Origin of the sequence: Lyngbya sp. CCAP 1446/10, assembly GCF_026130175.1 — a bacterium.
Taxonomy (GTDB): domain Bacteria; phylum Cyanobacteriota; class Cyanobacteriia; order Cyanobacteriales; family Microcoleaceae; genus Microcoleus.
This window is the reverse complement of the sequence record NZ_JAIGNI010000028.1, coordinates 25426-39238: the sequence shown is the minus strand read 5'-3', so window position 1 is coordinate 39238 and position 13813 is coordinate 25426. Positions and strand designations below refer to the sequence as shown.

Below are 13813 nucleotides of genomic sequence, written 5' to 3'. Positions count from 1 at the left end.
GAGGTACAAATTTTGCCATAAAAAGCATTACACTGTAAGGGTTACAGGATACCTCGGCATACCTCATCTTTCTGAAAAAGGCTATATCCGATCGCCCTATTCGTTCTAAGTCGGCTCAATTGCAGGCAAACCGGCTCTAAAAATCTGCTCGACAGTCAACCTCAACTCTGGAAACGCCAGCGACTCAACTGTGTCATCTCCCTGAAACTGCTTGATTTGATATTCCCCGTCAACCAACTGGTAAACCGAAATAGTAGGTTTTTTCGGATTGCCAATGAAGCGTCTGCCGCCCAAAGCAGCATAATCCACAACCCAATATTCCGGGATACCTAATCTTTCATAATCAGCTACTTTAACTAGGTAATCATTTTGCCAATTGGTGCTAACGACCTCTACAGCTAGCCGTACAGAAGCGCCCATCGTGATGATGGATTCCCTCTCCCAGCGTGGTTCGTTTGCGAGAGCAACTTCGTCCAAGACAATTACATCGGGCTGATAGCCTGCCTCATCGCGAGTGGGTTTAAGCAGGTAAACACCAGGAATAAAGCAAGGCAATTTCAGTCGCCTGATTTCTGCGCTAATTTCGTCCCGCGTAAAACCTATAACACGGGAATGGTGGCTTGTTCCTAAAGGCATTTCAACAATTACTCCATTGTGTAGTTCGTACTTATGGACAGAGTTCTCTGGATACCAAGCAACGAACTCATCAAACGTGATTGTTTTGGATATGGTTTGGATCATGTTGTGGTTTCCTCTGTCTGGTGATTAGTATGCGGAAAGCTCAAATATTACACAAGGCTTGGCAGCATCGATGCTGCTAAAGCTTGACATAGGAAGTGAAGTCTGCTATTTTAGCATATCCAGAATTTCAAAAGACCGATCGCACCGATCGACTGAATCAGAAATCAGTATCTACGCGATCGATCGTTGTGAGCGATTGTATCGTATTTTTAAATTAGGCTGGAAATACCAAAGATAAATCCAGAGACAATTCGGGAAAACCAGGGATGGAAACAGCCTCATCGGGCAGAACAACTCGTTGCGATCGATAATTGAAATCTCCTTGTCTTTTTTGATAAGGTTCGCTGTACATTTCCAGTTGATTATCAACCAAATTAAATATCCAATAATTAGAAATCCCAGCTTCCGCATAGAGAGATAACTTAGTTCTCTGGTCATACTTTAAAGTAGAATCAGAAACCTCAATTACCAACAATATATCCGCAGGCTCCGGGTGAGAAGATAAATAATTATCAGATCGATTTCGGCCGATAACAACATCAGGTTCTGGTTCGCTATCAGTAGTAAATAAAATAATCGGCTCTTGTACGCGCAAATGAGCAAGTCTTCCGAGTAAAATGACTAATTCCCGAAGTAAAAGACTGTTACAAACAGAGTGAAGCCTACCTTTAGCAGCCATATTTATAATTTCTCCGCGAATCAATTCTACTCGGTCATCGGGGCCGAAAAATCCCAGTTCTCCCAAACGGTGATATTCTTCGATCGAGAATCGTTTAGCAGTTACAACAGTCATCGCTTTTGTTACCTACAGGTGCTAAAAGTACGCAATTCAATCAAATTTATACCCTTTCAAGAACAGGCAAGATGCCTGTTGCACAAAGATTTAATTTGTTTCAAGAACAGGCTTTCCGGCCTGTTCCACAAAGATTGTATTTCTTGTAGGGAGTATGGGTTGGGCATCCTGCCTGCCCATAAAAGGTTTTTCAATAATACATCAAGCCCGATCGCCCGACAGCACCTCAACAGCAGCAGACACAGGCAATTTATCGTAAGAGTTTGCACCCAAACCATTAACTTGACGCATCAAACTGCCCATTTCCAAAGCACTCATCCCATAATTCCAGCCCAAATTGCTCTTAATTCCCGCCCTTTCCAAAGCTTGCTGCATCGTGTCAGTCGTCACCACCCCAAAAATCACCGGCACACCAGTTTGAAAAGCAGCCGCAGCAATTCCCTTAGAAACCTCACCAGCTACAAAATCGAAATGCGGAGTTTGGCCGCGAATTACCGCACCCAGACAGATTACCGCATCGTAGCGGCCAGAAAGAGCAGCTTTGCGCGCCACCAAAGGAATCTCAAAACATCCCGGAACCCAATAAAAATCAACTTGATTCCCATCAGGATTAATATCAACCCCGTGGCGTTTCAAACAATCTTGACATCCTTCCAAAAGTTTGTTGACAATCAAATCATTAAAACGACCGATGACAATCGCAAATCGCAAAGATTCTGTTTGAGTAAAAGTTCCCTCGAAAACAGTCATAGTGTTTCTAGTTTAGATTTTAGGTTTTAGATTTTAGTTTTTTGTTGGTGAGAAGGCAAAAGTTAGAAAGCTGAAACATCTCATCTTAATTTCAAGTGCAAAAATATACAGGTTCGTCGTGCTGGCTGTAGAATTCCTAGCTTCTGCCGAATGCGGAATGACTTTAAATTACTGGTTAATGCCTTCAATTTTCTATCTTTTACCTTCTTTTCTCGATAGTCTTAGACGAAATTAAACTACCAAAAAGTTTAAGACACCCACTGCAATAACCAGTAAGAACCAGAGACCAGAACCAGCATAAATCAGCGTTTTAGACTGATTCCAGTTTTGGGGAGAGGCATAGGCAACTGGCACGCCAACAACCATCACAAAAGACAGTAGCACGAGACCTAGTAAAACCACTTGAAACAGAATTGATAACATTTTTTCTCCTTTTGATATAACCGTGCGTGGACGAGAAATAGTTTGTCATAACCTGGCAAAACATTCCAGATTATAGTTTTTGACAATTTCCAGATGGTCGATCGAGAAATTGTCGGTTGATTGATACGAAAGAGACTGTGCAAATTCGAGCATGGCGCGAACAGGCCTTAGTAGCTCTTGAGATTTTTATCAATTTTATCATTGTTCGCTACTGCACAGAAAACTGGATTCGATACTGGCTGAAGCTTATATTAAACAGTCCAGGACGCACTTGCAACCTCAGAAACCGGGTTTCTTTCGTGATTTCTCGTGACTTGTCGCCAATTTTTCGTAGAAACCCGGTTTCTAGCCCATGTGTAAGTCCTGTTAAAGCCCGATCGCCCGATCCGGTATCCGAGCACCAGAAATTGCTAGTGTGGGAGTGAGAGATGCGGGATTTTCGGCTATGGACTTAGTTTTGTGCCACACAACAGCAGATTTTGACAGCTTGGGCGCGGCGGTGGGACTTTGCGTGCTGCGCCCCGGTAGCAGAATCGTGCTGACTGGCGGTTGTCACCCGACGGTGCGAGATTTTTTGGCGCTACACCGCGACGAGTATCCGCTGATTGAACGTCGATCGGTCAATCCGCAACAAATTCGATCTATTAGTATAGTGGATGCCTCACAGCGTGATCGACTAGGAAAAGCCGCCGAATGGCTAGACTTGCCACACCTCAACGAAATAGCCGTTTTCGATCATCATTTACAAGCTGATTTGGACATCCCCGCCACGGTTACACAGATTGAAGCAGTTGGCGCAACCACCACATTAATTGTCGAACAACTGCGGGAAAAGCTCAAAAATGCAGCCGAAAATGGCGATACAGTGTCCCAGCTTTTACCTTCGGAAGCCACAGTCATGGCCCTCGGTATCCACGTCGATACAGGTTCCCTCACCTTTGAGGGCGCAACCGCGCGAGATGCAATGGCTTTAGCGTGGTTAATGGAACAAGGAGCGAGTTTGCGGGTAATCGCGGAATATGTAGAACCCGGTTTGTCTCCCCAATTGCAGGATTTGCTGAGAGAAGCGTTGGAGAATTTGCGATCGCAAACCTTGCATGGTTATACAGTAGCTTCAGTATTACTATCTACTGAATCTTATGTTCCCGGACTTTCGGCGCTGGCTTCTCGCTTGCTGGATTTGACTGAAACCGATGCTCTACTTTTAGGTAATGTTTATAACTTTAGCGAAAATGACAACCGCAACATTGCTGAATCGCCAGTTTCCAACCGCTTAGCTATTATCGGTCGATCGCGCATCGAAGGCACAAACCTCAGCGAATTATTCAAACCCCTCGGCGGCGGAGGCCACGCCCGCGCCGCATCCCTCGCTACACGGGATGTTGATCCGCTGCTGACTTTGAATCAATTAGCCGACCAACTCAAAGCTCAAATCCCCCATCCTCCAACCGCCCGCGAATTAATGTCATCTCCAGTGCGGAGCATTCGCCCGGAAACTTCCGTCGGAGAGGCTCACCGTATCCTCCTACGCTACGGACATTCGGGGCTTTCCGTGGTCGATTCGGGCGATCGGCTTACCGGGATTATCTCGCGCCGCGACATTGACATTGCCTTGCACCACGGTTTCAGTCACGCCCCAGTTAAGGGTTACATGACTCCGCAGCTCAAAACCATCGCCCCGGATACCTTGCTGCCAGAAATTGAAGCTTTAATGGTGACATACGATATCGGGCGTTTGCCAGTATTGGAAAACGGCCAACTGGTGGGAATTGTGACTCGCACTGATGTATTGCGGGAGTTGCACCAGCAAAAGGCGCGAGATAGCGGCAGTAATACTGAGTTGTCTAATTGTCCCATGCCCGAATCGGTTGAGCAGTTGTTGCGATCGGGCATTAGTAGCGAATTATGGCAATTATTGTCGATCGCAGCCAATATTGCCCAAGAACGCGGCTGGCAACTTTATATTGTCGGTGGAGCAGTCCGGGATTTACTGTTAGCCACGGATGATAAACTGGCACTCACTGATATTGATTTGGTAGTCGATGGCAACTGCGGCACCGACGATTCTGGTGCAGGAGTAGAGTTAGCCTCAGCGCTGCAAAAGCTTTACCCAGACTCGCGTTTAGACGTTCACGGTCAATTTCAAACCGCCGCGCTTTTATGGCACAAAGACTCGGCTTTCGGCTCGCTGTGGCTGGATATCGCTACGGCTCGTACTGAATTTTACCCTTATCCGGCTGCAAATCCTGAAGTTGAAGCGAGTTCGATTCGCCAAGATTTGTACCGCCGAGATTTTACAATTAATGCGCTGGCTGTGCGGTTGGGTGTGCCTCGCAGTGGCGAATTGTTAGATTTTTTTGGCGGTTTGCTAGACTTGGAAGCGCGCCAAATTCGAGTTTTGCACGCCAATAGTTTTATCGAAGATCCGACGCGAATTTATCGGGCTGTGCGGTTTGCGGTGCGGCTGGGATTTTCCATTGAGTCGCAGACTGAAGGATACATCCGCAACGCTTTGGAAAGTGGGATTTATTACCGGATTCAGGGAGAAAATGGCAGAGTTCCGGCTTTAGAAACTCGGCTGAAAAGTGAGTTAAAGTACATTTTGCAAGCTCCTTATTGGCAGGCTGCTTTGCAAATGCTGGGAGATTTGCAGGCTTTGCGCTGTATTCATCCTACTTTGGATTTGGATCGCGAATTGTGGCGCAGGTTGCGTTTGCTCGATCGATGTTTGAATGGCCGGAAGTTCGGCAACGAGCAAAGTACGGGATTTAACGGATTGATGTTGAAAGAAGCAACTATTGCCAATTCCCAATTCCCAATTACAAATTCCCAATTCCCAGTTATCAATATTCCTGATTGGCTGATGCGGCTGGAAGTTTTGATCGCTTATTTAGCACCGGAATATCGGGTTAAGGTAGCGGGAAATGTTCAGTTACCTGCTGACAGTATTAAACGGCTGGAAGTTTTGGAAGCTGGAAATCAGGAATTAGCAGAGAATTTGCCGAAGTGTAAGTTACCGAGTCAATTGGTGTTTCTGTTGAGGAATTATGAGTTGCCGCTGTTAATTGCGATCGCCCTACAAAGCCCCCGAAGTATCCGTCGCCAGATTTGGGAATATCTCACTCTGTGGGTAAATGTTGAGTCGCCTTTAAACGGCAACGACTTGAAGGCATTGGGTTACAAGCCGGGGCCTGGGTTTAAACGGATGTTGGATGATTTGTTGGCTGCTGCGTTGGATGGTCATTTGGGCGATCGGGCTACTGCCATCTCTTTCTTAGTACAACATTATCCTCAATCTTAGCATGGTGTGCTTAACAGTTGACAGTTGACAGTTGACAGTTGACAGTGAAGTTTTTAGGCAGGGGATTTAAGCCCGTGCCTAAAAACAATCCACCTAAAAGTGGGGGTTTAAATCCCCTGTGCTTTCGGTTAAGCTGTTTTGCATTTAAATCGTATGTCGAAAAATAGTCAAACTCCTGTGGGGTGGGCTTCGACGCTGCCCCGAATATACAATTTAAATGTGCAACAGCTTAGGACATTCTTAATTCCTTCTTCCTTCTTCCTTCTTCCTTCTTCCTTCTTCCTTCTTCCTTCTTCCTTCTTCCTTCTTCCTTCACAAACCGATCGCAAATTATTAATATTTCTAGAATTTACGTGAAAAAACAGCGTCCTCCAGCTTTGATCGCAATTGTCCTTTACAAAAGTTTTGTCGCTGCCCTCTTAACAGTAACTTCAATCGCTTTGCTTTTAGCACTAAAAAATCATCAAGCCTTGGAAGATTTTTCAGAATCTTTCTTCTTAGAATCAAAACTTCAAATTGTTGAATTTTTGTTAGACAAAATTCTCATGCTCAAAACTAAAACTTTACTATTTAGCGGACTTGCTGCCGCAGTGTATGCAGGTTTGACTGCTGTTGAAGCTGTTGGCTTGTGGTGCGAAAAAGGCTGGGCAACAATTTTAGTATTAGTGCTAGTAGGAATCAGTATTCCGCCAGAAATATATGAGTTATTTCAGGGTGTCACCGTACTTAAGTTAGTCGTACTTATGGCAAATATAGCCGTGTTATGGTATTTGCTGCACCATTTGCCGAAGCACGGCAAGAAATATTAAACTTGAGTTCCACTCAATTTTAATTATTGAATTATTTGCGTTTATCAGTGTTTATTCGCTTGAAATCTGCGGTTAACAGTTCGATCGCATATTTAGGCAATTCAAGCCTATTAAAGTTGAGTTAATTGAGAAGACACTCCCTGGATGCGATGCCAGCATCTTCAATAGTAGGCTGATGTCTTGCTCTGTTACATAAGTAGGTCGGCGGGATTAAACTGAACTATGTAACTGTATATAAATAGCGTCTCCTAGTCCTGCTTTCTTGGCATTTTTATACTTGACGATCGTTTACATAGTTGCGTTTTACAGCGCCGACCTATTTAAGCCATTGGTTTTAATGTCCTGACATTTCTTTCACCGCATCGGGGCTGTTGTGTATGGCCAATCGATCGATCAATGTGGCACTTGCTTCATTCAACCCAATCAGATCAACCTCTGCACCATTACGGCGGAATTTAATCACTACTCGATCGATCGCCGCAACTGCCCCTTGATCCCATAGGTGAGCATGGGTAAGATCGATCGAGACGCGATCGACCACTTCTTGGAAATCAAACGCCTCTAAAAAATCATGTACTGACACAAAGAAAATTTGCCCAGCGACGTTATAGGTGCGATGGCTGCCATCAGCACTGAGCGTTTTATCCACAAACACCAACTTGGCAATCTTGCGAGAAAAGAACACCGTACTCATCACAATTCCCGCGATTACGCCAATGGCTAAGTTATGAGTTAAAACCGTGATCAAAACAGTCGTAATCATCACGGCGGTTTCACTCCGAGGCGTGCGGGAAATATTCTTAATCGATGCCCAGCTAAATGTCCCGATCGACACCATAATCATCACAGCAACCAAGGCCGCCATCGGCATTTGCTTGACCCAAGTTCCCAAGACAAGAATGAAAAATAGCAGAAAAACACCCGCAACAAAGGTTGAGAGTCTTCCCCGTCCACCAGACTGAATATTAATCACCGATTGCCCAATCATGGCACACCCTGCCATCCCGCCAAAGAACCCAGTTATGATATTGGCAATGCCTTGACCCTTAGCTTCCTGGTTTTTATCGCTGGGTGTGTCGGTGAGTTCATCCAGCAGTGAAGCTGTCAGCAATGATTCCAACAAACCGACGATCGCCAGTGTCAAGGCGTAGGGAAAGATAATCTCTAAGGTTTCCAGATTTAATGGTACTTTTGGTAGAGCAAAAAATGGCAAAGCACTGGGCAATTCCCCCATGTCGCCCACGGTGGGAACATTGAGTTTAAGGGCGATCGCAGCAACAGTCATCACCACAATTGCCACCAATGGCGAAGGCACTACTTTTGTAAAGCGAGGCAGGATATAGATAATTGCCAGGGAGAGTGCTGTAATCACATATACCGTCACAGGTACATTAGTTAATTGCGGCAACTGCGCCATGAAAATCAAAATCGCTAGGGCATTGACAAATCCAACCATTACTGCACGGGGCACGTACTTCATCTGTCGCCCCAATTTCAGTACCCCAAACAGAATTTGCAACACTCCAGTCAAAAGAGTAGCGGCGAACAAATACTCCAAGCCGTGCTCCTTCACCAAGTTGATCATTAACAATGCCATTGAACCTGTGGCTGCTGAAATTAAGCCCGGTCGTCCACCGAAGATTGCCGTCGTCATGGCAATGATAAATGAGGCATACAGTCCAATTTTGGGATCGACGCCAGCAATAATTGAAAAGGCGATCGCCTCTGGAATCAGTGCCAAAGCGACCACTGCTCCTGCCAAAATATCAGCTCTCACATTTGAGAACCATTCCCGTTTCAGGGCTTGAATATTCAAAAGTTCCTCCTTAATTAGCGATCGACTGCAAAAGTAGATCCACGCTCACTGCCTATGAACGTTACCTACTAGCAAATATTGGATTGTGTTGAAATACTTTCTGAAAAATGCCTATCAGATGCCAAACGCCTCTACTGCGTGGGTTCACCACAGACACCATCAACTTAAACCGCTCTTAAGGTGGACTAACTGCTAACTTAACGAGTTTCTGACAAACCATCGATCTCACAATCCCTGCTTTATTCCATTAACCAAGTTGAATTCAGATGTTTTCCCGATTAAGCTGGAATCATGGGTGACATCATATCAGATTCTGATGTCTTTGTGTCCAACTTCACTGAGTCGATCCTTTTTTATTTTTTTAAGCTCACGATCGCGATTCGGCAATCTTGCTGATCATAATGTTGCTCACAATTTAAATAAGAACCTAAATCTTTACAAAAATTGCCTGATTGTAAAGATTTAATAAAGCAAAGAGGGGTTATACCCCCCAGGCGTTATAGTCAAGTTATATAGATGCACCCTGATGGCTTTCCCGTTCCACAAGAGCGGGATTTTTATTGGGCAAATATTGTGTTAAGTTTTAAGACAACTGCTACAGATAAATTGATATGGCAGAGATCAAGCCAAAAGTAGGGCGCAGGTCGATCGAATATTAGTCCTAAAGAAAGCGAAATAACCCAAAGGCGGTAGCATAGTTTGGGAACCGGCCATCAACAAAAGATGAACTCAGCGCCAGCAACAGTCCTGCAACAGGGCAAATACCAAATTAACGCGACTTTAGGCAGAGGAGGGTTCGGCATCACTTACCGAGCTACCCACACCCAATTAAACCAAACCGTCGTACTCAAAACCCTCAACGAAAGTCTGCGCCAACACCCAGCATCAGCCCAGTTTCAGCAGCAGTTTATTGCCGAAGCCCAACGCCTGTCGCGGTGTCAGCATTCCAACATCGTTAGGATAATTGACTTTTTTGAAGAAGCCGGACAGTCTTTTATTGCGATGGACTACATTCCCGGCAAAACCCTCGCCCAAATAGTCGAAACCGATCAGCCGCTGCCATTCGCCCAGGCTCTGCACTACATTCGGCAAATAGCCTCAGCCGTAAGTACAGTTCACCACAGCGGATTGCTACACGGAGACATCAACCCAGAAAATATGATCCGGCGAGATGATTCTCATCTAGTAATGTTGATAGACTTCGGTATTGCGCGCGACTTTACCGCCGGCACCAAACAAACTCACACTAACTTGCTTTCTCCGGGCTACGCGCCGATCGAACAATACCTCTATGACGGTAAATGTACACCGGCCACAGATGTCTATGCGATCGCAGCCACCCTCTACTACTTGCTCTCCGGCGTACCGCCCGTAGCAGCACCCCTGCGCGATCGCATTCCCCTGGCTTGTTTGCGGCAATTTCAGCCCAACCTCAGCCCCCGAATCGAGCGAGCAATCCTTCAAGGACTCGAAACCGACCCCGACAACCGCCCCCAGACAGTGGAAAATTGGCTTACCATGCTGCAAGAAACAGAGCGAGTATCAGCAGAGAGAACAGGCAAGCAAAGTCTGCGATTGCCCGCACCTCCCCCGCCGCAATTGACTTTCCTAGCGTTTGTCGTAACGGCTGCAATTGCCGGCTGGATGGGTTTTGACCTGGCATGGCGCTACAACAGCACGAGTGTCAGCAGCAACGGATCGACAACTCAAGCCTTCCCATCTCTCGAAGATTTGCTCAAATCCCGCGATTTGTCAGGGCCGATGTTCAGGCAGCCGTCTGTCGAAAGCAGCCCTCTCGTTCCGCTCCAACTCAACAAGGGCCCCAAGCCTACATTAGACAGCAGCACACCCGAACCGATCGACTCCTCAACAGCCATCTCCCAACCTTCTGCGCTCCCGAATCCGCAAACTCCCGCCCCAGAGCCCCAAGCGGAACCTTCAGCATCCCCAACGCCCGATCCCCAAGCGCAGATCTCTGAGTACCCCATTCCAGAACCTAAAACTGAAATCCAGCCAGCACCCGAAGCAGCATCCGCACCAGTACCAGAAGTTCCGCCTCTGCCGCCCGAACCCCGCAGATACTCTTCTCCCGTACCCGCACCAGCCCCGTCTGCTCCCAAGAGTTCTGAAGCTTTTCCACAGGAAGAATCCGCGCCAACAATACCATCACCGGTTGTAGGATCGGCCGAACCGCCAATACCAAGCCAAAGCGGCAGCAATTCCGATACTTCGATCGCACCTTACTCCCCGCCCCCTGTTGTAGAACCAACAGTGCCGTTTCCTGAACCGGCGACAAATTAGTATTCTTTTTGTTGGTTAAAAGGGCGGACTAATACTTGCTTTGAGGAGTGAGTAAATATCAATCGATTGTGGATAAAATAACGCCATTCCGTACCACGGATCATCTCGCACAACCTGCGATCAGCTCATAAAATAGCAACAGCCTATGCCGGAATTTATCGAATATTTCCTATTCCCTAAGCACTCCGAATCCCAGGCAAAATAAAACGTATAAATATTTGATATTTAGTTATAAATTATGTTAATATTGAAGCACGATGGCCTGCGTTGTGTGATATCGCGCATTAGTTCTGCCAACCCTACTAAGCTTGAGAAAGCCTTTAGTAACACCAGAGCTGAGAATGCACCGATTTACCGTGGTGGGGCCCTATGTGCGATCGCGAACCATGAAAAAAATTGTTTGTTTCCCGGCTACGCTCCGGGCAGTAGATCATTTCCGGCAAACTTCCTTTCTTTGGGAACAAGCACCATCGGGGAGAATCAAGTTATAATTTGTTGCGGAAGCGCACAGAGATTTTTTTATGAGTAAACCACCAGTTCATGCTTTTTTTGTAGGCAGAGCAGTTGCCGAAGCACTATACGAGCAATTAGAAAGCGCAGCAACCAACGCTTTCTCCGAACTCGGCAAATTTGATGCCGAACAAAGAGAACGCCTGCGCCAGTTCACCGATCGAGTTGTAGAACGCGCAAATCGATCTGCGGATGAAGCAATGCAGACCAGAGGCACTGCAACCAGCACCACTACCATTCAAGACATCCATCCCGCCGACTTGCAAGTCACCATTGACGAACTGCGCGCCGAAGTCGCCCTGGTGCGATCGGAATTACAGCGCTACCGCAGCAGTTTGCCTTAAAAAAGGGCGATCCGACCGCAACAACTATTATTTACGACTACGTGAGCGCAAAGCAATGCGCTCCTGCGCTCCTAAGTAGGTCATTGCAAAAAAACAATAGTATCTGGTAGGGGCGGGTTTAGCTAAGAATCACGAGATACAAGCGAGTTTATCAAGGCAAAACCCGCCCTCATCCTCCCTAATGTTTATTTGTACCCACCTTCCTACCTGCAATCAAAGCTACAACATAAAATAAGCAATTTGGGAACCCAAGTGTCTGCTCTCCTTGATGACTCTGTTAATCGCCAGCGCTCCCCCAAGCGCACTAGCGAAGCCGATGAGCTAAAAACTGCTGGTAAATCCTACAAAAGTAAAGCTTATCGCTGGAATCGCGAAAAATACTCCCGGAAGCGGCGCTTCTTCGACATTTGGGCCTTTGTCCTGCTCTGGCTGGCTTCGCTGTGGCTCGACAGCAAAAATTGGAGCTACTGGGGAGGCGTAACTGAAGAAAAGAAAGTTTCCAGACGCCGCTTTCAAGCTATCTGGGTTCGAGAAACACTCTTGGATTTAGGCCCGACTTTCATTAAAGTTGGACAATTATTTTCCACCCGTGCCGATTTGTTCCCCGCAGAGTTTGTCGAGGAACTTTCTAAGCTGCAAGATAAAGTGCCTGCTTTCAGCTACGAACAGTTAGAAATAATTGTCGAGCAAGATTTGGGCAAGACAGTTCAGGAACTCTACCGCAGCTTTGACCCGGTGCCCTTGGCCGCTGCTAGTCTCGGTCAGGTACACAAAGCTCAACTGCATTCGGGCCCAGAAGTCGTAGTCAAAGTGCAACGCCCTGGACTGCGGAAGCTGTTTGAAATAGATTTGCAAATTCTTAAGGGAATTGCTCGTTACTTTCAAAACCATCCTAAGTGGGGCCGCGGCCGAGATTGGATGGGGATTTATGAGGAATGTTGTCGCATTCTATGGCTGGAAATTGACTATCTCCATGAAGGCCGCAATGCTGATACTTTTCGCCGCAATTTTAGCAACTGCGACTGGGTGCAAGTGCCGCGAGTTTATTGGCGGTACGCGGCTCCGCGAGTGCTGACTTTGGAATACTTACCAGGGATTAAAATCAGTCACTACGAAGCTCTCGAAGCTGCCGGGATCGATCGCAAATTAATCGCTCAGTTAGGCGCCAAAGCCTATTTGCGGCAGTTGCTCAACGATGGTTTTTTCCACGCTGACCCACACCCCGGTAATATCGCTGTTAGTGCCCAGGGATCTCTGATTTTCTATGATTTCGGCATGATGGGGCAAATTCAGTCCAACGTCCGCGAAGGACTGATGGAGACTCTCTACGGCGTTGCTTCTAAGGATGGACAGCGGATTATGGATTCTCTCATCAATCTGGGCGCTTTGGTTCCGACAGGTGATATGAGTCCAGTGCGCCGATCGATCCAGTATATGCTGGATAACTTCATGGACAAGCCTTTTGAAGAGCAGTCGGTGAGCGCGATTACCGACGACCTTTACGATATTGCCTACGACCAACCTTTTCGCTTCCCAGCTACCTTTACTTTTGTAATGCGAGCTTTTTCAACAATTGAAGGGGTCGGTCGGGGTTTAGATCCCGAGTTTAACTTTATGGAGGTGGCACAACCTTTTGCCATGCAGCTTATGAGTAATGGAAATGGACCTGATGCAACTAGCAGCATTTTTAACGAACTCGGCCGCCAAGCGGCTCAGGTGAGTTCGACTGCTTTGGGTTTGCCCCGCCGGATTGAGGAGACTATTGATAAACTCGAACAGGGAGATTTGCGGATTCGCGTCCGTTCTGCCGAAGCTGAGCGGTTGATGCGTCGCATGACCAGTGTTCAAATGGGCACGAATTATACTTTGATGATGAGTGCTTTTACTTTGTCTGCGACAATTTTGTTTGTCAGCAATCAAGTCTGGGCGGCTGTCGCTGTGGGGTTGCTAGCTGCTGGTGCGGGATTAGCTCTGCTGCGTTTGTTCCGACGGATCGATCGATTAGACAGAATGTCATAATGCAGG

12 protein-coding genes are annotated in these 13813 nt (G+C 46.7%); 6 read left to right on the top strand and 6 right to left on the bottom strand.

The window, feature by feature from the left end:
* Nucleotides 1-105: 105 nt before the first annotated feature.
* Nucleotides 106-741 carry a Uma2 family endonuclease gene (locus tag K4039_RS13355; protein WP_265235675.1) on the bottom strand — a complete coding sequence of 212 codons (636 nt, stop codon included), beginning with the start codon at nucleotides 739-741 and terminating at the stop codon, nucleotides 106-108.
* 95 nt (nucleotides 742-836) lie between these two features.
* Between K4039_RS13355 and K4039_RS13350 the strand changes: the two genes are divergently transcribed.
* The gene (locus K4039_RS13350) at nucleotides 837-959 is read left to right on the top strand and encodes a hypothetical protein (protein WP_265235674.1); all 123 of its coding nucleotides are present in this window, start codon (nucleotides 837-839) and stop codon (nucleotides 957-959) included.
* On the opposite strand, the gene K4039_RS13345 is transcribed toward K4039_RS13350, so the two are convergent.
* The 3 genes from K4039_RS13345 to psbZ form a co-directional block, all read right to left on the bottom strand.
* Nucleotides 956-1534: a Uma2 family endonuclease gene (locus tag K4039_RS13345; RefSeq protein WP_265235673.1), complete on the bottom strand. Its 579-nt coding sequence runs from the start codon at nucleotides 1532-1534 to the stop codon at nucleotides 956-958. The genes K4039_RS13350 and K4039_RS13345 overlap by 4 nt on opposite strands.
* A 201-nt stretch (nucleotides 1535-1735) precedes the next feature.
* On the bottom strand, nucleotides 1736-2284 hold the full coding sequence (gene ribH, locus K4039_RS13340; RefSeq protein ID WP_265235672.1) for a 6,7-dimethyl-8-ribityllumazine synthase: 549 nt from the start codon (nucleotides 2282-2284) through the stop codon (nucleotides 1736-1738).
* A gap of 231 nt (nucleotides 2285-2515) precedes the next feature.
* Entirely contained in the window at nucleotides 2516-2707 is a 192-nt protein-coding gene (psbZ, locus tag K4039_RS13335; protein WP_106148334.1) for a photosystem II reaction center protein PsbZ, read from the bottom strand.
* Nucleotides 2708-3152: 445 nt separating this feature from the next.
* On the opposite strand from psbZ, the gene K4039_RS13330 reads away from it, so the two are divergent.
* Entirely contained in the window at nucleotides 3153-6008 is a 2856-nt protein-coding gene (locus K4039_RS13330) for a CBS domain-containing protein (RefSeq protein ID WP_265235671.1), read from the top strand.
* A gap of 167 nt (nucleotides 6009-6175) precedes the next feature.
* On the opposite strand, the gene K4039_RS13325 is transcribed toward K4039_RS13330, so the two are convergent.
* Entirely contained in the window at nucleotides 6176-6337 is a 162-nt protein-coding gene (locus tag K4039_RS13325; protein ID WP_265235670.1) for a hypothetical protein, read from the bottom strand.
* 24 nt (nucleotides 6338-6361) lie between these two features.
* On the opposite strand from K4039_RS13325, the gene K4039_RS13320 reads away from it, so the two are divergent.
* A complete protein-coding gene (locus K4039_RS13320; protein ID WP_265235669.1) occupies nucleotides 6362-6817 on the top strand; it encodes a DUF2127 domain-containing protein in 456 nt (151 codons plus the stop codon).
* A 334-nt stretch (nucleotides 6818-7151) separates the two neighbouring features.
* Here K4039_RS13320 and K4039_RS13315 read toward each other — a convergent pair whose 3' ends face one another.
* Nucleotides 7152-8627: a SulP family inorganic anion transporter gene (locus K4039_RS13315; protein ID WP_375339803.1), complete on the bottom strand. Its 1476-nt coding sequence runs from the start codon at nucleotides 8625-8627 to the stop codon at nucleotides 7152-7154.
* A gap of 729 nt (nucleotides 8628-9356) precedes the next feature.
* On the opposite strand from K4039_RS13315, the gene K4039_RS13310 reads away from it, so the two are divergent.
* From K4039_RS13310 to K4039_RS13300, 3 genes are all read left to right on the top strand, one after another.
* On the top strand, nucleotides 9357-10934 hold the full coding sequence (locus K4039_RS13310; RefSeq protein ID WP_265235667.1) for a serine/threonine-protein kinase: 1578 nt from the start codon (nucleotides 9357-9359) through the stop codon (nucleotides 10932-10934).
* A gap of 521 nt (nucleotides 10935-11455) precedes the next feature.
* Nucleotides 11456-11788, top strand: a complete 333-nt coding sequence (locus K4039_RS13305; protein WP_265235666.1) for a DUF6825 family protein — start codon at nucleotides 11456-11458, stop codon at nucleotides 11786-11788.
* Nucleotides 11789-12040: 252 nt separating this feature from the next.
* The gene (locus K4039_RS13300) at nucleotides 12041-13807 is read left to right on the top strand and encodes an AarF/ABC1/UbiB kinase family protein (RefSeq protein ID WP_265235665.1); all 1767 of its coding nucleotides are present in this window, start codon (nucleotides 12041-12043) and stop codon (nucleotides 13805-13807) included.
* The last annotated feature ends 6 nt before the right edge of the window (nucleotides 13808-13813 follow it).

Coding starts and splice junctions, on each gene's coding strand:
- K4039_RS13330 (WP_265235671.1), top strand. CDS start 3,153: ATGGACTTAGTTTTGTGCCACACAACAGCAGATTTTGACAGCTTGGGC.
- K4039_RS13355 (WP_265235675.1), bottom strand. CDS start 741: ATGATCCAAACCATATCCAAAACAATCACGTTTGATGAGTTCGTTGCT.
- ribH (WP_265235672.1), bottom strand. CDS start 2,284: ATGACTGTTTTCGAGGGAACTTTTACTCAAACAGAATCTTTGCGATTT.
- psbZ (WP_106148334.1), bottom strand. CDS start 2,707: ATGTTATCAATTCTGTTTCAAGTGGTTTTACTAGGTCTCGTGCTACTG.
- K4039_RS13345 (WP_265235673.1), bottom strand. CDS start 1,534: ATGACTGTTGTAACTGCTAAACGATTCTCGATCGAAGAATATCACCGT.
- K4039_RS13305 (WP_265235666.1), top strand. CDS start 11,456: ATGAGTAAACCACCAGTTCATGCTTTTTTTGTAGGCAGAGCAGTTGCC.
- K4039_RS13310 (WP_265235667.1), top strand. CDS start 9,357: ATGAACTCAGCGCCAGCAACAGTCCTGCAACAGGGCAAATACCAAATT.